15 protein-coding genes are annotated in these 20768 nt (G+C 51.8%); 10 read left to right on the forward strand and 5 right to left on the reverse strand.

The window, feature by feature from the left end; all coding sequences use genetic code 11:
* Window positions 1-111: 111 nt before the first annotated feature.
* Both HA49_RS11780 and malK read right to left on the reverse strand, forming a co-directional pair.
* Window positions 112-1407 carry a maltoporin gene (locus HA49_RS11780; RefSeq protein WP_038017587.1) on the reverse strand — a complete coding sequence of 432 codons (1296 nt, stop codon included), beginning with the start codon at window positions 1405-1407 and terminating at the stop codon, window positions 112-114.
* A gap of 29 nt (window positions 1408-1436) precedes the next feature.
* On the reverse strand, window positions 1437-2546 hold the full coding sequence (malK, locus tag HA49_RS11785; RefSeq protein ID WP_038017589.1) for a maltose/maltodextrin ABC transporter ATP-binding protein MalK: 1110 nt from the start codon (window positions 2544-2546) through the stop codon (window positions 1437-1439).
* A gap of 387 nt (window positions 2547-2933) precedes the next feature.
* On the opposite strand from malK, the gene malE reads away from it, so the two are divergent.
* From malE to HA49_RS21455, 5 genes are all read left to right on the forward strand, one after another.
* Window positions 2934-4130: a maltose/maltodextrin ABC transporter substrate-binding protein MalE gene (gene malE, locus HA49_RS11795; protein ID WP_038017594.1), complete on the forward strand. Its 1197-nt coding sequence runs from the start codon at window positions 2934-2936 to the stop codon at window positions 4128-4130.
* A gap of 85 nt (window positions 4131-4215) precedes the next feature.
* The gene (gene malF, locus HA49_RS11800; protein ID WP_038017597.1) at window positions 4216-5760 is read left to right on the forward strand and encodes a maltose ABC transporter permease MalF; all 1545 of its coding nucleotides are present in this window, start codon (window positions 4216-4218) and stop codon (window positions 5758-5760) included.
* A 13-nt stretch (window positions 5761-5773) separates the two neighbouring features.
* Window positions 5774-6664 (forward strand): maltose ABC transporter permease MalG, encoded by an 891-nt coding sequence (malG, locus tag HA49_RS11805; RefSeq protein WP_046791802.1) that lies wholly within the window; start codon window positions 5774-5776, stop codon window positions 6662-6664.
* A 419-nt stretch (window positions 6665-7083) separates the two neighbouring features.
* Complete coding sequence (locus tag HA49_RS11810) at window positions 7084-7581, forward strand: hypothetical protein (protein ID WP_038017600.1); 498 nt, start codon at window positions 7084-7086, stop codon at window positions 7579-7581.
* On the forward strand, window positions 7565-7711 hold the full coding sequence (locus HA49_RS21455; RefSeq protein WP_156994635.1) for a hypothetical protein: 147 nt from the start codon (window positions 7565-7567) through the stop codon (window positions 7709-7711). The genes HA49_RS11810 and HA49_RS21455 overlap by 17 nt, the downstream gene beginning before the upstream one ends.
* Before the next feature lie 327 nt (window positions 7712-8038).
* Here the strand turns inward: HA49_RS21455 and malQ are convergent, their stop codons facing one another.
* Both malQ and malP read right to left on the reverse strand, forming a co-directional pair.
* Window positions 8039-10126 carry a 4-alpha-glucanotransferase gene (gene malQ, locus HA49_RS11820; RefSeq protein WP_038017606.1) on the reverse strand — a complete coding sequence of 696 codons (2088 nt, stop codon included), beginning with the start codon at window positions 10124-10126 and terminating at the stop codon, window positions 8039-8041.
* A 9-nt stretch (window positions 10127-10135) separates the two neighbouring features.
* Complete coding sequence (malP, locus tag HA49_RS11825; protein WP_046791803.1) at window positions 10136-12553, reverse strand: maltodextrin phosphorylase; 2418 nt, start codon at window positions 12551-12553, stop codon at window positions 10136-10138.
* Window positions 12554-12848: 295 nt separating this feature from the next.
* On the opposite strand from malP, the gene malT reads away from it, so the two are divergent.
* From malT to HA49_RS11845, 4 genes are all read left to right on the forward strand, one after another.
* Window positions 12849-15575, forward strand: coding sequence for an HTH-type transcriptional regulator MalT (malT, locus tag HA49_RS11830; protein ID WP_038017609.1), 2727 nt, complete (start codon window positions 12849-12851; stop codon window positions 15573-15575).
* Between the two features lie 377 nt (window positions 15576-15952).
* Window positions 15953-16393, forward strand: coding sequence for a hypothetical protein (locus HA49_RS11835; RefSeq protein WP_052752485.1), 441 nt, complete (start codon window positions 15953-15955; stop codon window positions 16391-16393).
* Window positions 16394-16677: 284 nt separating this feature from the next.
* Window positions 16678-17742: a sugar ABC transporter substrate-binding protein gene (locus HA49_RS11840; protein ID WP_038017612.1), complete on the forward strand. Its 1065-nt coding sequence runs from the start codon at window positions 16678-16680 to the stop codon at window positions 17740-17742.
* 9 nt (window positions 17743-17751) lie between these two features.
* Window positions 17752-18993 carry an LVIVD repeat-containing protein gene (locus tag HA49_RS11845; protein WP_038017615.1) on the forward strand — a complete coding sequence of 414 codons (1242 nt, stop codon included), beginning with the start codon at window positions 17752-17754 and terminating at the stop codon, window positions 18991-18993.
* 40 nt (window positions 18994-19033) lie between these two features.
* Here HA49_RS11845 and HA49_RS11850 read toward each other — a convergent pair whose 3' ends face one another.
* Window positions 19034-19234 carry a hypothetical protein gene (locus HA49_RS11850; RefSeq protein ID WP_038017619.1) on the reverse strand — a complete coding sequence of 67 codons (201 nt, stop codon included), beginning with the start codon at window positions 19232-19234 and terminating at the stop codon, window positions 19034-19036.
* A gap of 132 nt (window positions 19235-19366) precedes the next feature.
* Here HA49_RS11850 and HA49_RS11855 point away from each other — a divergent pair, with 132 nt between their 5' ends.
* On the forward strand, window positions 19367-20638 hold the full coding sequence (locus tag HA49_RS11855) for a flavin-containing monooxygenase (RefSeq protein WP_038017622.1): 1272 nt from the start codon (window positions 19367-19369) through the stop codon (window positions 20636-20638).
* The last annotated feature ends 130 nt before the right edge of the window (window positions 20639-20768 follow it).

Here is a 20768-nt window from a genome sequence, read left to right on the forward strand (position 1 = left end):
TTAGAGAGACGAATACGACCGGCAGTGACCCCAACGACAGCCTGCCGGCCCGTCTCCTGGTTGATTAGCTATATACTGAGATGTCATCCGCAACTGACAGCAGAATGCGGGTTACCACCAAACTTCCATCTGGGCGCCGAAGGCAAATTCGTTGTTTTTACCGCGGCTATAGGTGGTAGTACTGGTGTCGCTCATGGCTAAACCGTTGTTAACTCCGGAATCGGTGTTGTAACCCCATTTTTCGTTCCAGTTAGCATAAGTACCAAAGATACGAATGGCCGGACGGGACCAGATACTGCTGCCTGCCTGCCATTGTTGTGCCAGGGTGATTTTGTACTGGTCATTGCGTTCGCCGGTACGCTGTGATTTCACATTGTCATAGCCGACTTCCAGCAACGTACTCATGATAGGCGTCCATTTATACATCGGGCGTACACCGACGGTATACCAGGTGGTTCCGTTATTGTTATCGCGATCGGTATTCTGATACATCGCCACGTACATCATGCTCCAGGTATCATTAAAGTCGATGGCGCCGTGATCGATCAGACGGATCATATGACCGTCGTTATTAATACTTGAACCCTGAGACTTACCGATGGAGTTACCGGTAGCTGAATCGGTCATTGCGTCAGTGGCGTACTGCACGACAAATTTGTTATAACCGTTGAAGATGCTCTGGGTATGTTCTGCGGTGAACATGACACCGTCTTTGGTGGCACCATCTGCCAGGTGATAGCCTTTACGGGCATCGGCACGACCGTAATCGACCCCCAGCTCCAGAACGCCGCCCGGGTTAGTTTCCAGGCCGGCCAGACGTACGTCAAAGGTGTTATTGGTGGTGGCGACCTCGTTACGCTGATTGGCAATATAGCCATAAGAACCACCGCTTTCGGTACTACGGGTGACCGCCAAAGACAGTTTACCAAAGCCCAGATCGACATCTTCCAGACCGGCTCCAGGACCTGAAATATCCCAGTAGTAGAAGTCTATCATATGAACATCATGACGCTGGTAGAAACGCTTACCGGCCCACAAAGTGGAGCCCGGTAACCAGTCGATCAGGTTTTTACCTTTAATATTGGCTTCACGGAATGCAGGGTCAGTGGATTCCCAGTCATTGTCCTGTGACACGGAATAGGCGACATTGGTATCAAAATAGAAGCTTTTATCGCCCTGTTTCCACATCTCCTGGCCCAGCTTTAATTCAGCATAGGTTTCACATTCGTTACCCAGACGATATTTACTGCCGGCCCCGGTGGTCTGGAAACATTGTTGATCGCCTCCTTTACTGCTAAAACCAATTCCGGAACGGGCATAACCACTAAAATCCACGGCCATTGCCTGTGTAGAAAGGATACCGGCGGCCACTGCCAGAGCCAGGGAAGAACTACGCATTGTTATCATCATTAATCTCCTGTAGGGATCGCGTGCTTTCATACACCGGGTTCCGGGTGTAACCGCCGACAGGCTGTTCCGTCTTCACGAAACAAATGGCAGCGGTGTGGCGGTAGACCGATAGTGAATGTTGCACCTTCTTCTGCCAGCACCACGTCATTCTGGCGATAGACCAGGTTTTGACGAATTGCCGGAATTTGGATGTGGATTTGTGTTTCGTTACCGAGCCGTTCTGCGACCTGGACTTCGCCGGAGAGGGTGACCTCCGCCGCATCGCCGGGTAGCAGATGTTCAGGGCGAATACCCAGCGAAAGATTACTGCCCGGGGTAATGTCATGGCCTTCCACCATCAGCCAGATCCGTTGCCGGTTTGGCAGCTCGACCTCGACCCGCCGGGCCTCGGCGGCGGTCGCTTTCACGGGCAGGAAATTCATTTTTGGTGAGCCAATAAACCCGGCGACAAAGCGGTTGGCCGGATAGTGATACAGGGCCAGAGGTTTACCAATCTGCGCTATCTGCCCGGCATCCAGTACCACGATTTTGTCGGCCAGTGTCATGGCTTCTACCTGATCATGGGTGACGTAAATCATGGTGCGTTTCAGACGCTTATGCAGACGCGAAATCTCGATACGCATTTGCACCCGCAGTGCGGCATCGAGGTTCGACAGAGGTTCATCCAGCAGAAATACCGAAGGTTCAGCAACCAGGGTACGGCCTATGGCGACCCGCTGACGTTGCCCGCCAGACAGCGCTTTCGGACGTCTGTCCAGCAGATGAGCCAGCTGTAACACTTCTGCCACCTGATTCACCCGTTGTGCTATTTCTGATTTTTTGGTACCAGCCAGCTTCAGACCAAATGACATATTCTCTGCCACCGTCAGGTGCGGGTAGAGTGCATAAGACTGAAACACCATGCCTATCCCCCGGTCGGCTGGAGGGGTTTCATTCATCCGCTGGCCGGCAATTTTCAGCTCGCCGGCAGTAATATCTTCCAGGCCGGCAATCATCCGCAGGATGGTCGATTTTCCACAGCCTGAAGGTCCTACCAGAACGACAAATTCCCCCTCTTCAATCTCCAGAGTGATATCTCTGGAGATGACGGTTTCTCCGTAGGATTTGTACACGCCGTCTAAGGAAACACTCGCCATCCTAATCTCCTGATTTCGCTGGCAGCAATTCGCAGACAGCCTGGAACGTTATGTAATGAACAGTGCAGCATTCAAGACCAGGCGTAATCATCCGTAACAAAATTTTTCAGGGGGGAGGAGAAGGGAGGATGAGGGAATCGCGCAGCTGTCTGAAAGTTCCTTGTGCTAAGCAAATTCGTGATCAGACCTGCAAAAAGGACGGTGTGTTTTTGTGTGTCACAGCACAGAACCTCAGAGAATGCAGCCCGGATCACATTCTGAGTGATGGGGGCGTAGGTCGGGGGATGATGAACCGCCGATGGGATAAATTCACACTTGATTCAGAACCTGTCATACCCGGGTATGACGCAACCTCTGAGTTCACTCAGGTAACAGAAGGATTGGATTATGGCCCTCAGCATCAGGACAATTAAACACTCTCTGGCTCTTTCAGCGCTGGCTACACTGGTGCTGTCATCTTCGGCTTTCGCCAAAATAGAAGAAGGAAAGCTGGTTATCTGGATTAACGGCGATAAAGCGTATAACGGCCTGGCAGAAGTCGGGAAAAAGTTCGAGAAAGACACCGGCATCAGTGTCACTGTGGAACATCCGGACCAGCTGGAAGAGAAATATCCACAGGTCGCGGCGACCGGTAATGGTCCGGACATTATTTTCTGGGCACATGACCGGTTCGGTGGCTATGCCCAGTCCGGTTTGCTGGCAGAGATCACCCCGGATCAGAAGTTCAAAGACAAACTGTTTCCGTTCACCTGGGATGCAGTGACCTATAACGGCAAGCTGATTGGCTATCCGATCGCTGTGGAAGCGCTGTCGCTGATTTATAACAAAGACATTATTAAACAGGCCCCAAAAACCTGGGAAGAAATTCCGGCACTGGATACTCAGTTAAGGGCGAAGGGTAAAAGCGCCATTATGTGGAACCTGCAGGAACCGTTCTTCACCTGGCCAATTATTGCGGCTGATGGTGGCTATGCCTTTAAATTCGAGAACGGCAAATATAATGTCAAAGATACCGGGGTCGATAACGCGGGATCTAAAGCGGGCCTGCAATTTATTCTCGATATGGTGAAAAACAAACATATCAATGCGGATACCGACTATTCGATTGCCGAAGCCGCCTTTAATAAGGGCCAGACAGCCATGACCATTGATGGTCCCTGGTCATGGGCGAACCTGGATAAGAGCAAAATTAATTACGCGGTCACCCTGCTGCCTACTTTTGGGGGGAAACCTTCAAAACCTTTCGTCGGTGTCCTGACGGCGGGTATCAATGCTGCCAGCCCGAACAAAGAACTGGCTAAAGAGTTTATTGAAAACTATCTGATCACCGATGACGGTCTGGCGACGATGAATAAAGATAAGCCGCTGGGCGCTGTCGCACTGAAATCTTATCAGCAGCAACTGGAAAAAGATCCGCGGATTTCTGCCACCATGGCGAATGCGAAAAATGGTGAAATTATGCCCAACATCCCGCAGATGAGTAACTTCTGGTATGCAGAGCGCAGCGCGATCCTCAATGCGATCAATGGTCGTCAGACGGTCGATCAGGCGCTGAAAGATGCACAGACACGTATCGTTAAATAATACACCGCGCTGAACGGTGAGTTTCAGATAAAGAAATACACTGCACAGCCTCAGGGGTGTGCAGTGCTTCCACAAGGATGCTCTTATGCCAGTAGCCAAAAAAAGCCCGTCAGGTGTTGTGCTGAAATGGCTGATTCTTGCCATTCTCGCCTGCATCACCGGCTATCTGATCGTGCTGATGTATGCGCAGGGTGAGTATCTGTTTGCCATAGTGACACTGATTATCTCCGGTGCCGGGCTGTATATTTATGCGAACCGCCATGCCTATTCGTGGCGCTATCTCTATCCGGGGCTGGCAGGGATGTCTCTGTTTGTCCTGTTCCCGTTGGTCTGTACTATCGCGATAGCTTTCACTAATTACAGCAGCACAAACCAGTTAACCTTTGAACGTGCTCAGTCGGTATTACTGAGCCGCGAATTTCAGGGCGGGAAGACATTTACTTTTGGTTTATATCCGGCGGGAGAGAAGTGGCAAATCGCACTGACTTCTGACGACAACCCGCAGGTGCTGCTATCGGCGCCATTCAGCCTGAAGAACTCTGAGGCACAGAATGTTACCGTCACGGCGCAGGCATTGCCGGCCAGCGAGAAAGCCGGGTTACGGGTGATCACCCAAAACCGGCTGGCGCTGGGTAAACTGGTCGTTCAATTGCCGGACGGTGAAACTCTGCGTATGAGCTCGCTACGCCAGTTCTCCGGTACTCGGCCGTTGTACCGGTTGAACAACGAAAACCAGCAACTGACCAACGTCCAGACGGGTACACTCTACCGGCCTAATCCGAACACCGGTTTTTATCAGGCCGTGGATAGTCAGGGGCAATGGCAGGCGGAAAAACTCAGCCCCGGATATACCGTGGGCATTGGTTGGGGTAACTTCCTGCGGGTGTTTGAAGATGAAGGGATTCGTCAGCCTTTTGTCTCCATTTTTATCTGGACGGTTGTATTTTCATTGCTGACGGTGGTATTTACCGTGGCTGTGGGTATGGTGCTGGCCTGCGTGGTGCAATGGGAAGAGCTGAAGGGGAAAGCACTGTATCGCATGTTGCTGATCCTGCCTTATGCGGTACCGGCGTTTATTTCCATACTGATTTTCAAGGGGTTGTTTAACCAGAGCTTTGGTGAGATTAACCTGATGCTCAATGCACTGTTCGGCATTAAACCTTCATGGTTCAGCGATCCGCTGACAGCAAAAACCATGATAGTCATCGTTAATACCTGGCTGGGTTACCCTTATATGATGATCCTGTGTATGGGGCTGCTGAAAGCGATCCCGGATGATCTGTATGAGGCCTCAGCGATGGACGGGGCTACACCGTTACAAAATTTCCTGCGGATCACTTTTCCCCTGCTGATCAAACCTTTGACGCCACTGATGATCGCCAGTTTTGCGTTTAACTTTAATAACTTTGTCCTGATCCAACTGCTGACCAATGGGGGACCGGATATGCTGGGTACCACCACACCGGCAGGGCATACCGATCTGCTGGTCAGCTACACCTACCGTATTGCTTTTGAAGGGGGCGGTGGTCAGGACTTCGGGCTGGCTGCGGCGGTGGCTACGCTGATTTTCCTGCTGGTGGGTGTGCTGGCACTGGTGAATCTGAAAGCCACACGTATGAAATTTGATTAAGGAGGGGCCGGTTATGCCTATGGTTAAACCCAAATCACAGAAAGTCAGGCTGTTGGTGACTCATCTGCTGTTATTGTGCTTTCTGGCGCTGATCCTGTTTCCTTTGCTGATGGTGTTTGCTATCTCACTGCGGCCCGGCAATTTCGCCACCGGCAGCCTGATCCCGGAGCATATCTCCTGGGATCACTGGAAGCTGGCTCTGGGGATCGCCGTGACGAACAGTGATGGTTCGGTGACGCCACCACCGTTCCCGGTACTGCTCTGGCTGTGGAATTCGGTCAAGATCGCGGGGATTACCGCAGTTGGGATAGTGGCACTTTCCACCACGGCGGCTTATGCATTTGCCCGGATGAAATTTCGTGGCAAAAGCCCGGTGCTGAAAGCGATGCTGATTTTTCAGATGTTCCCTGCTGTCCTGTCACTGGTTGCTCTGTACGCGTTGTTTGACCGGCTGGGGAATTATATTCCGTTCCTTGGGCTGAATACCCATGGTGGCGTGATCTTCGCCTATATGGGGGGCATTGCTCTGCATGTCTGGACTATTAAGGGGTATTTCGAAACCATTGACGGTTCGCTGGAAGAGGCGGCGGCACTGGATGGTGCCACCCCGTGGCAGGCTTTCCGGCTGGTATTGTTACCCTTATCCGTGCCGATTCTGGCGGTGGTATTTATTCTGTCGTTTATCGGGGCGATTACCGAGGTGCCGGTCGCATCGTTGCTGCTACGAGATGTCAACAGCTATACGCTGGCGGTGGGCATGCAGCAATACCTGAATCCGCAGAACTATCTGTGGGGTGATTTTGCCGCAGCGGCCATATTATCGGCCATTCCGATTACGGCGGTGTTCCTGATAGCTCAGCGCTGGCTGGTGGGCGGTCTGACGGCCGGAGGTGTTAAAGGCTGACCGGTAAAATGAATTGCGCTTAATCTCAGCAATGGGTGTATGACTTGTGAATTTCCTCCACTTCGGCGACCGGTAACGGTCGCTTTTTTTATCAATACTTGCCTGGTTCAGAGAACAACTCACTGGCTACCGGAGGGCAACCTATGCGTTTACCCCAGGTCGGGGGATGACACTATTTCGTCCCTCCAGACGCAGCAGTGGCAGGGCAGTGGTTCCGGCAGGCAACCCGACAGCGGTGAGCTAATAATGTTGTGAACCAAAACGCAAAAATGCCGCTGTTTCGCCTTCCGGCGGTTGTGAAGAATATAATCAACCCCGGTATTCGTCGATTTTGTCGGAGCATGGTGTGACGTTATGGAAAGCGTGGTACCAGCCTACTTAGATAACCAATTCTGACAATCAGGATGATAGTTTCGAACATGGACGATCTTAATTCTATGACTATTTTCGATAAAGTTCAGGCAGGTATGCCGGAGGGTCGGCACAGGATGATATATTTGGTGGAGGTGTATCCGTATGAGTACGAAATTCATTTTAATGAAGTTGTAGAATACTTCGATTCGTTTATAGACATTCCCGAAGGCATTTTGACCGGCATTCGTCCTACATTTGTCAATCGCATTGGTGGATGTTACGAAATTGCGTTTGATCTGGTGAGCAACATAGAGAGTGGTCGTAGTTTTGCACCTCCGGACTCGAACAATGCTCATAAGCTGAGTACAATAATTGACCAGGCTATTGTGCGGCATTACACTAAACACAAGCCATACTGTTATATGTTTCTTGCATACTCGCCTGAATTATCCAGACTTTACACTATAGCGATGATGCGACTCAGGCAAAGATTCAAATACAAAATTAAACAGATTCACAGTAATCTGGAACCAGAGGGAAGAGGTTATGTTATTGAATTATAAACCTAAGAAGACCCGTAAACAGCCACTGTCACTGGAAGAAGCTATCCGGCTCAAGGCTGAAAGGATGCGTGAAACTCACGAATTCTTCAGGAACAGAAGCAAAGAGAAGGTGACTTCTGAGGCACAGTGATCGGGTTGTTATGATTAAAAGGGGCCAACAGGTCCCTTTGTCGTTATATCACTTATGCCAGTCATACTCACCAACCCGAAAATCATACCTGCCAACAGTTTTACCGGCGATCATGAATTAAAACACTTACCTACCTTCGGTGCGGTGGATCAGTTTATTAGCAGTAACCAGATTCTGGCGGTGCCAGATTACTGTCAGGCGTTGTCGGTGATTTACAAAACTCCGATATATTAATACAGGCCATTATCCGGCAGGTTAAAACAGATGTGGGAAGCCGTCGGAAGAACCCGCCTCTGCACAGCGCGAGAGCGGGTTCTTCCGGAGTGATTAGCCAACCGATACTTTTTTCCTGCGTTTATCCAGGTCTTTAATCAGCTTATTGATATGTTCATCGGCGAATATTTCTTCAAGCGTGTGGCTCAGTTTACGTCGCCAGTTTGGATACTCGGTATTGGTGCCGGGAATATTGACCGGGGTTGCCATATCCAGCCAGTCTTCCGGTTGCAGACCCAGTAAGGCGCAGGCACTGTCGGCGACATAACGCTGTAGCCCACGGTTCAGTACCGGAGTCATTTCCATTAATGCTGCACGGTGGCCGGTTTTCTTTGGAATACAGTCATAGTGATGCAGCGCATCGAGCAGGCCCTGTCGGGCGCGGGCGCGGTCCGCGTAGAGTTCCTCCAATACTTCCTGATCACGGTACAGGCCCAGGGTTTTCCCCAGGGTTAGGTCATCGGCCTGCCAGTAGCCACGCAGTGTTGGCAGATCGTGGGTGGTGAGGGTCGCCATCGCCTGCTGAGGATAGGACTGCGGTGCACGAAAATGGTTTTCTTCATCCTGTTCAAAATACAGCACTTTGTAGGAGTACACCCCGGATTCTCGTAGCTTGCTGACAATCTCCACCGGGACTGTCCCAAGATCTTCACCGATCACCATGCACTGGAGGCGGTGGCTCTCTAAAGCGAGGATCGCCAGCAGATCATCTACCGGATAGCGGACATAAGCCCCTTTATCGGCGGTTTCTCCGGCGGGTATCCACCATAAACGCAGCAGGTTCATCACATGATCGATACGTAATGCCCCGCAGTGGGTCATATTCGCCCGCAGCATATCGATAAACGGCTGATAGCCTCGCCGGGCCATGACCCAGGGATCCATCGGGCGCAGATCCCAGTTCTGGCCCTGCGGTCCGAGAATGTCTGGCGGGGCCCCGACCGACGCATCCAGGCAAAACAGTTCACCATCATCCCAGGTTTCTGATCCGCCGCGAACGATCCCGACCGCCAGATCACGGTACAGACCGATCGGCATTTCATGCTGCTGGCTGACCTCATAACAACCGACCAGTTGAGTCTCCGCCAGCCATTGCAGCCAGCAGTAAAATCCGACCTCACGCGTATGTTGTTCGCAGAACTGCTGTACTGCCTTTCCACGGGCATCATGATACTCTTGCGGCCAGTCGTTCCAACCCAGAGCTTCACCTCGGGTTTCTGCCAGGTGCTGGTAGAGTGCATCGAATACCGCCTGCAATCTCAGACTTTCCCCACCGCGTTCACTGAATGCGGCCAGATCCTTCACCTGCGGGTCCCGGGCAGGGCGTTTTACAAACTGCTGATACGCCAGCCGCAGACCGGCCAGTTTCAGTGACATCACTTCACTGTAATCGACAAACTCAGCAGCGCGTGCGGCTTTCAGCCTGTTTTGGGTTTGAGGTAACGCCCACCACTGTTGTGCTTCGTCACTGAGCCTGAAATCTTCGATGGCATTCACATCGATATAAATGATATTCAGCCAGCGCCGGGTAGAGGGGCTGTAAGGGCTGGCCGCGGTCGGATTTGCCGGATACAGCGCGTGAATGGGGTTGAGGCCCACAAATGCGCCGCCGCGTTCGGCAATCTGTGGCAGAAACTGCCTGAGGTCTCCGAAATCACCAATTCCCCAGTTATTCTCAGACCGTAGCGTATAGAGTTGAATACAGGCTCCCCACAGCTTTTTTCCTGAAAGCAGGGCTTCCGGCTCAAAGCAACGTTTCGGGGCGACAATCACCCGGCAGTGCCATTGTTGTTCGTCGCGGGAGAGTGTTAACTGGTGATATCCGGCGGGAATTTTTCCCGGCAGCACCAGCGTCATCTCGCCACTGATCCGGCCCTGCTGGCGGGTCACGTTCTCCTGCTGCAACAGCCACTGATATTCGCCGTTGCCACTGACCGGCAGGGCCAGACGACCGCCGGCGGTAAATACCCGTACCCCGGGCACCGGGCTAAATTCCGGCACCGGGCGGTGGCTAAAATTCATGGCATCTAACAGTTTTTGCCGGGTTTCCGGGGCAGTCTCCTGTTGCTTACCATGTGCATTGATAAAGCCGGAGGAGATACCTGCTTCTCTGGCTGCCTGTTCCAGTGCTTTGTTGTCCATGCAGTCTCCTTAGCGTTTTGCCTGCCAGATCCGTTGCTGATAGTCACGGATAGAGCGATCGGAGCTGAAGATCCCGACACGGGCAGTATTAAGAATCGTTTTACGGGTCCAGAGGGAGCGGTCACGATACTGATCGGCCGCGAGTTGCTGGGCTTTGCAGTAAGCCGCAAAGTCAGCCAGCACCAGGTAGGGATCGCCGCCACTGAGCAGGCTGTCCAGCATCAGCCGGAAGGCATCGGTATCTCCGTCGCTGAAAAAGCCATTTTCGAGTTCGCTGAGGATAGCATCGAGGTGCTTATCTTTTTTGCGGATTTTGAGCGGATCATAGCCCGCAGACTGCAATGCTTTTACCTGATCGACCGTATGACCAAAAATAAAGATATTCTCTTCACCTACCTGGTCGGCGATTTCAACATTGGCACCATCGAGGGTCCCGATAGTCAGAGCACCATTCAACGCCAGCTTCATATTGCCGGTACCGGATGCCTCTTTACCTGCCGTGGAAATTTGCTCAGAGAGATCGGCGGCCGGAATCATCAGTTCGGCGACGGATACCCGATAATCCGGGATAAACACCACTTTAAGACGCCCGGCAACCTGCGGGTCATGGTTAACTTTTTCAGCGACCTTGTTAATGGCATAAATAATATTTTTCGCCAGGTAGTAACCCGGGGCAGCTTTAGCGCCGAACAGGAACACCCGGGGCACAATATCGGCCTTTGGATTATCCCGTAGTTGACGGTATAACGACAGAATATGCAGCAGATTCAGATGCTGGCGTTTGTATTCGTGCAGGCGTTTAATCTGCACATCAAACATCGCTTCCGGGTTCAGTTCCAGACCGGTCACATTTTTGACGTACTGCACCAGCTTATCTTTATTCTCACGCTTAATTTGCTGATAACGCTGGCAGAACGCAGGGTCATCTACTGCGCTTTCCAGTCCTTTCAGTGCATCGAGATTATCTACCCATTGAGTGCCCAGTCGCTCATCAATCAGGTCTGATAATGCCGGATTACATAATTTTAGCCAGCGGCGCGGTGTGATGCCGTTGGTCACATTGTGAAATTTATTCGGCCATAGCTGGTGATATTCCGGAAACAGATCTTTCACTACCAGCTCTGAGTGCAGGGCCGCCACACCATTAACCGCAAAACCACTGACCACGCACAAGTTGGCCATGCGTATCTGCCGGTCCTGATGAACAGAAAGCTTTTCCCAGATTTCCGGCTGATCGGGCCACTGTTTTTCGACCAGTTTTTTAAACCGCGCATTCAGGGTTTTGATGATCGAGAAGTGGCGAGGCAGCAGGCTTTTGACCAGTTTTTCGTCCCAGCGCTCAAGTGCTTCAGGCATCAGAGTGTGGTTGGTATAGGCAAAAGTACGGCTGCTGATCTCCCAGGCGGCATCCCATTCCAGCTGATGCTCATCCAGCAGAATGCGCAACAGTTCAGGGATGGCAATGGTCGGGTGGGTATCATTCAACTGAATGACTTCATACTTAGGCAAATCAGCAATCTTTCGTCCTGCTTTATGATGGCGGCGCAAAATATCGGCAACGGAACAGGCACACTGGAAATATTGCTGCATCAGACGCAGGCGCTTGCCAGCTTCATGGTTATCGTTGGGGTAGAGCACTTTAGTCAGTTTTTCGGCATCGATACCCTGCTGCTCCGCCTGCAGAAATTTGCCGTCATTGAACAGGCTAAGGTCAAACGGATGAACACGGGTAGCCTGCCATAACCGCAGTGGTTGGCTGATTCCGTTACGGTAGCCTACCACCGGCAGATCATGGGCTTCACCGCGCAGAGTAAAGGCGGGTTGCCACTGTTCTTTTCCCTGGCTGTCACGGATTAATTTGCCACCAAAAGCCACATCCACCGCCAGGGCGCTGTTATGGCTGAACCACGGGTAATGTTCACGTTGCCAGTTATCCGGCGCTTCATGTTGCTGGCCCTGGTCAAACGACTGGCGAAACAGGCCGTACTGATAATTTAAGCCGTAGCCGGTGGCAGACTGACCCACGGTGGCCATCGAATCCAGGAAGCAAGCGGCCAGCCGGCCTAAACCACCATTGCCCAGCGCCGGATCCGTCTCCTGTTCCAGTACATCAGCCAGTTCCACACCATATTGTTTCAGGGTCTCAGCCACGGTCTGATACCAGCCGAGATTGATCAGATTGTTGGAGGTCAGACGACCTATCAGGAACTCCATTGAGATATAATTGACGTGGCGTTGTGTCTGGTCAGCGATTGCTTCAGAAGGTTGCGCCTTAAGAAGTTCACTGAGAGCGGCACTGGTTGCCTCCCACCACTGATGCGGGGTCATTTCTTCTGCCCGCTGCAAACCATAGCCCTGCCACTGGCGTTTTAGTGCGTCTGAAAATTGCGTCTTATCTAAAGTCACCTGATCACCTGCCTCATTCATCGGTCATGATTGGAATAGATTATCGCTATGCTGTATCCAGTGAAGGGCGGCAGCATCCTCCTGATGACGATTAGACAGGGAGGAGGAACAGGGCGTAGCCGAAGGACACTGGCCTGAGAAGATAAAGACTCTAAAAAGCCTTGCTCAAAATGTGACGGAGAGCAACTAAACGATATGTAAAAACGTAACAATATTGCAATTGATATTTCAAAGGTAGAATTTATAAAAAAATGATTAATTCAGTTAATGAAATAAAGATGATGCAAGCCGGAGACGGCGATAAGAGCCGGATATTATGCTGATACCTTCTAAACTCAGCCGTCCAGTGCGGCAGCAGAATACTGTGGTCAGGGAACGACTGCTCAAGCGCCTTTCGATGGCCACGGCGTATCGTTTGACTCTGGTTTCCGGCCCTGCCGGTTACGGAAAAACAACGTTAGTTTCTCACTGGGCCGCAGGTAATAATGATCTGGGCTGGTACTCTCTGGATGAAAGTGATAACCAGCCGGAGCGTTTTGCCGGGTATCTGATGGCTGCCATTCAGCAAGCCTGTGGGGGACATTGTGTTAAAAGTGAAGCCATGAGCCAGAAGCTCCAGTATGCCAGCCTGTCGGCCCTGTTTTCTCAGTTGTTTGTCGAGCTTTCTGACTGGCACCGGCCATTATTGTTGGTTATTGATGACTATCATCTGATCTCTAATGAAGAAATTCATGAGGCGATGCGTTTCTTTTTGCGTCATCAGCCGGAGAATGTTTCTCTGGTGATCCTCTCCCGGACCGTGCCTCCGCTGGGCATTGCTAACCTGCGGGTACGCGAGCAGTTATTGGAACTGACCACCCTGCAACTGGCATTTAACCACCAGGAAACCCAGCAATTTTTTGATTACCGTCTGAAAGATCCGATTGACCAAAGCGACAGCCGGCAGTTATGTGATGAAGTTGCAGGCTGGGTCACAGCGTTACAATTAATCGCGTTTTCTGCCCGACAGTCTGCCGGTTCCCCGCAACAAACTGTCCGTCAGTCAGCCAGCAAACTTGCAGGATTGAATGCCGGCCATTTGTGTGAATATCTGTCTGATGAAGTGATGGATCGTGAAGATTGCGCCACCCGTGACTTCCTGCTCCGCAGCTCAGTGTTACGTTCTATGAATGATGCTCTGATTATGCGTCTGACTAACGGTGAGTTTGGACAGCAGCGGCTGGAAGAGCTGGAGCGACAGGGGCTGTTTATCCACCGGATGGATGACAATGGTGAATGGTTCAGTTTTCATCCTTTGTTTGCCGCTTTTTTGCGTCAACGCTGTCAGAGAGAGCTGGCCACTGAACTACCGGCTATACACCGGGCCGCAGCCGAAGGATGGCTGGCACAAGGCTTTCCTGCGGAGGCTATTTATCATGCGCTGAGAGCCAGTGATACACTTTTATTACGTGAAATTCTTCTACAGCACGCCTGGGCGCTGTTCAACCAGAGTGAGTTGCGGTTACTGGAACAGTGCCTGAACGCATTACCGAATGAACTATTAATTGAAGAACCTACACTGGTATTGCTGCAGGCCTGGCTGGCCCAAAGTCAGCATCGCTACACTGAGGTGGATGCACTGTTGACGGGTGCTGAAGCGGAAATGCAGCGACGTAATATTGATATGCCGGCGGAGGTCATTGGCGGGTTTAATGCATTACGTGCCCAGGTGGCGATTAACGATGGTCGTCAGGAAGAAGCAGAAGCGCTGGCGGCTAATGCGCTGGCGCACCTTCCACATGAAAGTTATTACAGCCGGATCGTTGCCACCTCGGTCACCGGGGAAATCCAGCATTGTAAAGGCGATTTAGTGCGTGCGCTGCCACTGATGCAGCAGACTGAGCAGATAGCCAGGCGGTATCAGGCCTATCACTATGCTCTGTGGGCATTGCTGCAACAGAGTGAGATTCTGATTGCTCAGGGCTATCTGCAGGCAGCTTATGAAATGCAGGACCGGGCATTTGAGCTGGTCAGGGAGCAGCATTTAGAGCAGTTGCCAATGCATGAGTTTTTACTGCGTTTACGTGCTCAGGTTCTGTGGTCCTGGTCGAGGCTGGATGATGCGGAACAGGTCGCCCGCGAAGGGCTGACGGTGCTGGAAAACTACCAGCCGCAACAGCAGTTACAGTGCCTTGCGCTGTTGGCAAAATGCGCGCTGGCCAGGGGGCAGATTGATAATGCCAGCTACCATTTACAGCGTTGTGAGAGGCTACTGAAAACTGGTCAGTATCATACCGACTGGATCACCAATACCGATAAGCCGCTGGTGATTTACTGGCAAATGACCGGTGATAAAGCAGCCGCCCGCCAGTGGTTATTGCAGGCACGTAAACCTGAGGTAGCGGGTAACCATTTTCAGCAGGGACAGTGGCGAAATATCTCCAGGGTTATAATTCTACTGGAAAAATATAATGAAGCCGAAGTGGTGCTGGATGAGCTGAATCAGAATGCCCGACAGTTGCGGTTGATAAGTGATCTGAACCGCAACCTGTTGCTGAGTAATTTGCTTTACTGGCAGACTGGCCGGAAAACTGAGGCTCAGCGGGTTCTCATGGAAGCCCTGACTCTGGCGAACCGTACCGGATTTATCAGTCACTTTGTGATTGAAGGCGAAATGATGGCACAGCAACTGCGTCAGCTGATGCAGCTAAATCTGTTACCTGAACTGGAACTGCGGCGGGCTGAACAGATATTACGGGAAATTAACCAGCATCACCGGCATAAGTTTGCCCATTTTGATGAGGGATTTGTCAGTAAACTGCTGACTAATCCCCGGGTCCCGGAGCTTATTCGTACCAGCCCGTTGACACAACGCGAATGGCAGGTGTTGGGACTGATTTATTCGGGATACAGCAATGATCAGATTGCCGGTGAACTGGATGTGGCTTCCACCACCATTAAAACCCATATTCGCAATTTGTATCAGAAACTGGGGGTTGCTCATCGCCAGGAAGCTGTGCAACAGGCGCAGCAGTTATTGAAAGTCATGGGATACACTGCCTGAAGATGTTCCGGCACTGACAGGCAGTGCCGGAAAGTGGAGATCATGACCGCGCGACTTCCAGTAGCGCGTTTTCTGTCACCTGATAGTTTTGGACCTCTCCATGCATTTGCCTGATTGCCAATGATGACGTTGGCAAACACCTGCAATTTCAGCGGATTATCATCATCACCACCATCACCACAGTGACTAACACCCTGTCGCGATAAAATACCGGAGACCATCGGACTGAGGAGTCGTCAGCCGGTTTATTGCTCTGTGGGCAGATAAACGGCTTACAGTCCGGCTGTTGGGCTTGTATATTGCCGGAAGCGTAAAATCATCGATAAAACAGTGTTGCTAAGCCGCAAAGGACGTGGCCGGAAGCCGGAGATATCACCATGTCAGGTTACATTTTTTCTGTATCAGCAGATTCAGTGACATTCTATCTGTCACCCTCGCAGTTACTGTCTGAGCTGCAAGGCGGTTATCAGCAGGCCGCTGCCGGATTATTTAACGACGGCCAGGTGGATGCCTGGGGGGTAGAAATGCTTATCTATCGTGTAGAAGAGATTCTCGAATCGCAGGGCGGGAAACTGCCGGAGCCAGGGGAAGCCAGCAGCCATGATGCGCTGCTTCAACAGGTCAGTCAGCGCTGGCTGGAGGGGAGTAGTGACATCACCCCGCAGGCACTGGAAAGCGCCTTTAATCAACTAACGGACCGGCTTTCTTACGGTCCGCTGCAGCTTAGCGCCGGGGATATTACCGCATTTTGTTACCTGGTTTTTTTGCGGGAAATGACTCATCACTTGCGTATCAGCCTTATCCGCTATCAGTCCTGACACCCTGTGCAGATAAATTACAGGGATGACTGCGTATGGCAGTAGCCAGTAGTGAACGGATTAGGTAGTATCACGTTCAGACATCCAGACGTATATATGTTTGGAAGGATATCCCGGCAGGGAATCCGCATTACCGGATTTTACTGACCTGGCGGGGGACGGTTAAGGACAGGCAGCAAAAAACCAGGCAGGGCTGCAGGAAAATAACCGCAGTCGTTCTCTGCATTATTTTCTGAAAATCACAATAATCAGCCTGATGACAGGCGAACATTTCGGGGCAGAAGATGAAAAAAATAGCACTCTCGTTACTGGCACTGAGTTTATTTAGCAGCACTGCGGCTTTTGCCGAAACACCGGCGCCGCTGCCGGCAGCTCTGGCTAACCATCAGGGACCAGTGCGTATCGCGGTGATCCGCAACCTGGGGTCAGACGATAACACCACCCAGTTTGTGGCTGGTGCCATAAAGCAGGCGCGTAAGCTGGGTTTTAAAGTGAATACCTTTCTGAGCAACGGAGATGACGCCCGTTTCCAGGACTTCGTGAATCAGGCGATTACCCAGAAGTATGACGGCATTATTTTGTCGCAGGGCCGCGCTCCCTATTCTGAAGCGCTGGTTAAACAGATTGTCAAAGCAGGGATTGCGGTGTCGGTATTTGATACCGCAGTACCGGATAACATTCCTGGCGTCACTGTAACTCAGCAGGACGATGCATCGCTGACCGATATGTCCTTCGGGCAACTGGTCAAAGATTTCCACGGTAAAGCCAACATCGTGAAACTTTGGGTGGCTGGCTTTCCGCCGATGGACCGTCGTGAAAAAGAGTACCAGAAACTGCTGCAACAAAATCCGGGGATAAAACAACTGGAATCGCTGGGGGCTGTCTCCAGTGACGTTCAGGGAGATACCGCCAATAAAGTCGGAGCCATTCTGGCGAAATATCCAAAAGGTAAAATTGACGCTATCTGGGGTTCCTGGGATGCCTTTAGTCAGGGAGCCTATAAAGCGCTGCAGGAAAATCGTCGTACCGAAATTAAACTGTACAGTATCGATATTTCCAATCAGGACCTGCAGATGATGCACAGTAAAAACAGCCCGTGGCAGATGACCGCGGCGGTTGATCCACAGCTGATTGGGGCAACAAACGTCCGTCTGGTGGCGCTGAAAATTGCCGGTGAAAAGACTCCGGCGACTTATGATTTTAAAGCGTCATCTGTCTCTCAGGCCCTGCTGACTCAACAGAGTGGCGAGGTGAATATGGCAAGCCTGGCAAAAATTATCCCTGGCTGGGGACAAACTAATGATTTCGTCGCCCCCTGGTTCGCGACACTGGAAGCTAAAGCAAAGTAAGGGGTCAGAATGAACGCATTACCGCAACCCGACTACAGCCGCAATATGCGGCTGATTGGTCACAGCGATCAGGGCGGCAGGCCTGACGGCGTGCAGTTGATGGTGCACCGTGGCTTTGCTTATATCGGGCATATGGTCTCTTCAGGATTTTCGGTGGTGGATGTGCGTGATCCTGCCCGGCCAAAAAACGTCAATTATGTCGCAGCCCCGCCAGGTACGTGGAACGTTCATTTGCAGGCCCACGATGATCTGCTGCTGGTGATTAATGCCCGTGATCTGTTTGCGGATGTGCGTTTCGCTGATGAAAAGGTCTATTACACCCGTCAGGTGGGTCACACCGTGAGCGATGTACAGGATAAAGGCTGGAGTGCAGGGCTGCGGATATTTGATATTTCCTCTCCACAGCAGCCACGGGAAATCAGTTTTCTGTCGCTGGACGGTATTGGAATTCACCGTATCTGGTATGTAGGTGGCCGCTGGGCCTATGTTTCGGCACTGATTGATGGCTTTACTGACTATATCTTCCTGACCATTGATCTGGCCGACCCGCGTAAGCCGGTCGTCGCCGGAAAATGGTGGTTGCCGGGGATGAATCAGCAGACCGGTGAGGTGCCTGACTGGCCGGAAGGCAAACGCTATGCTCTGCATCACGCGATAATCAGCGGTGATACCGCATATGGCTGCTGGCGGGATGGTGGGCTGACGATTCTGGACGTGAAAGACCGGACCGCGCCTCAGTTGCTGAGCCACCGCAACTGGAGCCCGCCGTTTGGCGGAGGGACACACACCGCATTACCGTTACCGGATCGCGACCTGCTGGTGGTGCTGGATGAAGCCGTTCTGGATGAGCAGCAGGACGGTGAAAAACTGATCTGGTTGTTTGATATCCGCGATAAGACCAACCCGGTGAGTATCTCCACCTTTCCACAACCGGATGAAACCGATTATGTGGCGAAAGGGGCACATTTCGGGCCGCATAATCTGCATGAAAACCGGCCGGGCAGCTTTATCAGTTCAACGCTGATTTTTGCTACCTACCAGAATGCCGGGGTCAGGGCTTTTGATATCAGTAATCCGTATCGTCCGGTAGAGACAGGGGCACTGGTGCCTGCTGCACCACAAAAAATGATGGATACACGGCCCGGACGGCCAAAGGTCATTCAGTCCTGCGACGTGTTTGTGGATGCAGAAGGTATTATTTACAGCACCGACTACAATGCCGGGCTGTCGATCATCGAATACCTGGGATAACCTGATAAGCCAGCCGGCAGGTTGGCTTTTTTTCTCTGAATTACAGATCTTTAGAATACTCAATGGCTTCCCTAACCTGAAGCAACGCCGTTTCCAGAACAGGAATACCCACGGATCCTGGCGCGATACGTAACGCATCGGGAGGATTCCCCGTGACCGAAAAAGGTTCCGCTGTGGAAACCGCAATGTTCATCCCGGCGCTGAGTGCCGTTGTGATGACGGGAAAATGACTGACCATCATTATTTTATAGCCAGTAACCAGTTTTAAAGTATTTTACTAAAACCCGTTGCGTCCTTACTTTGGAGTCAATTAATGATGATTCACTAAGTACAGGGTAATGCTGTACCGAAAACCCTGCAGGGGATAGAGCTAATGACGACTGAGAAACTGGAAGTAGATACGCTGGTGGTTGGGGCCGGACAGGCGGGTGTAGCGATGAGTGAACACCTGACCAAACTGGAAATTCCTCACCTGGTGATTGAGCGTAACCGGATTGCCGGTAACTGGAGAAGCCGTCGCTGGGACAGTCTGGTGGCTAACGGCCCGGCCTGGCATGACCGCTTCCCGAATATGGAATTTGCTGATGTCAGTCCTGATGGCTTTGCCCCAAAAGAGAGTGTTGCTGACTATTTTGAAGCCTATGCCGAAAAATTTAATGCCCCCATTCGCACCGGTGTCGAAGTAAAAAAAGTGACCCGCAATACAGGGCGTCCGGGATTTACCATTGAAACTTCCGAAGGAATTATCGAAGCCCGCCGTCTGGTGGCTGCCACCGGTCCTTTCCAGAAGCCGGTCATCCCGCCGGTCATCCCACAGGATATTGGCCTGACCCAAATCCACTCCGCCGATTATCATAACCCGCAGCAGTTACCGGAAGGTGGAGTGCTGGTGGTAGGTGCCGGTTCTTCCGGAGTTCAGATTGCCGAAGAATTGTGCCGTGCCGGCAAAAAGGTCTATCTGTCGGTCGGTGCCCATGATCGCCCGCCACGCGCCTATCGTAACCGCGATTTTTGCTGGTGGCTGGGGGTGCTGGGTGAATGGGATGCCACGGCAACAAAACCGGGTAAAGAGCACGTAACCATTGCGGTCAGCGGTGCCAACGGGGGCTATACCATCGATTTCCGGAAACTGGCGAACGAGGGCGTGAATCTTGTGGGTCTGACCCGGGGTTACGCTGACGGTAAAGTCAGCTTTGCCGATGATCTGGCTCAGAATATTGCCAATGGTGATGCCAGCTACCTGGGGATGCTACAGGCGGCCGATCAGTATATTGCCCGTAACGGTCTGGATTTACCTCTGGAGCCTGAAGCACACGAAATTCTGCCGGATCCACTTTGCATGACAAACCCGACACTCTCGTTGGATCTGCAGGCCGAAGGGATCACTTCTATTGTCTGGGCTACCGGTTATTCGACAGATTACAGCTGGTTGCAGGTAGATGCTTTCGATGCTCAGGGCAAACCACAACATCAGCGCGGGATCTCTTCCGAGCCGGGAATTTATTTCCTGGGTCTGCCGTGGTTATCACGCCGTGGTTCAACCTTTATCTGGGGTGTCTGGCACGATGCTAAGTATATTGCTGACCAGATTGCTATTCAGCGTCAGTATATGAATTATCACCACCAGTCGGAATCGACAAAGTAATTTTCTTTTATCAGCGCCTTTCCGGGTCCACTGGTGGCGCTGAATCCGCAAACTGACTGTCAGCCAATACCAGGGGCTATGGCAGGGTTGTTTATTACAATTTAACCCGCACTACGGTTTCCCCCTGCGG

This window comes from Tatumella morbirosei, from assembly GCF_000757425.2.
Classification (GTDB): domain Bacteria; phylum Pseudomonadota; class Gammaproteobacteria; order Enterobacterales; family Enterobacteriaceae; genus Tatumella; species Tatumella morbirosei.

What these genes read in the sequence shown, in the direction of transcription:
- HA49_RS11850 (WP_038017619.1), bottom strand. Translation starts at nt 19,234, where the DNA reads ATGATGGTCAGTCATTTTCCCGTCATCACAACGGCACTCAGCGCCGGG.
- HA49_RS21455 (WP_156994635.1), top strand. Translation starts at nt 7,565, where the DNA reads ATGTTATTGAATTATAAACCTAAGAAGACCCGTAAACAGCCACTGTCA.
- malE (WP_038017594.1), top strand. Translation starts at nt 2,934, where the DNA reads ATGGCCCTCAGCATCAGGACAATTAAACACTCTCTGGCTCTTTCAGCG.
- malP (WP_046791803.1), bottom strand. Translation starts at nt 12,553, where the DNA reads ATGAATGAGGCAGGTGATCAGGTGACTTTAGATAAGACGCAATTTTCA.
- malK (WP_038017589.1), bottom strand. Translation starts at nt 2,546, where the DNA reads ATGGCGAGTGTTTCCTTAGACGGCGTGTACAAATCCTACGGAGAAACC.
- HA49_RS11810 (WP_038017600.1), top strand. Translation starts at nt 7,084, where the DNA reads ATGGACGATCTTAATTCTATGACTATTTTCGATAAAGTTCAGGCAGGT.
- malQ (WP_038017606.1), bottom strand. Translation starts at nt 10,126, where the DNA reads ATGGACAACAAAGCACTGGAACAGGCAGCCAGAGAAGCAGGTATCTCC.
- HA49_RS11845 (WP_038017615.1), top strand. Translation starts at nt 17,752, where the DNA reads ATGAACGCATTACCGCAACCCGACTACAGCCGCAATATGCGGCTGATT.
- HA49_RS11780 (WP_038017587.1), bottom strand. Translation starts at nt 1,407, where the DNA reads ATGATAACAATGCGTAGTTCTTCCCTGGCTCTGGCAGTGGCCGCCGGT.
- malF (WP_038017597.1), top strand. Translation starts at nt 4,216, where the DNA reads ATGCCAGTAGCCAAAAAAAGCCCGTCAGGTGTTGTGCTGAAATGGCTG.
- HA49_RS11855 (WP_038017622.1), top strand. Translation starts at nt 19,367, where the DNA reads ATGACGACTGAGAAACTGGAAGTAGATACGCTGGTGGTTGGGGCCGGA.
- malG (WP_046791802.1), top strand. Translation starts at nt 5,774, where the DNA reads ATGCCTATGGTTAAACCCAAATCACAGAAAGTCAGGCTGTTGGTGACT.
- HA49_RS11835 (WP_052752485.1), top strand. Translation starts at nt 15,953, where the DNA reads ATGTCAGGTTACATTTTTTCTGTATCAGCAGATTCAGTGACATTCTAT.
- malT (WP_038017609.1), top strand. Translation starts at nt 12,849, where the DNA reads ATGCTGATACCTTCTAAACTCAGCCGTCCAGTGCGGCAGCAGAATACT.
- HA49_RS11840 (WP_038017612.1), top strand. Translation starts at nt 16,678, where the DNA reads ATGAAAAAAATAGCACTCTCGTTACTGGCACTGAGTTTATTTAGCAGC.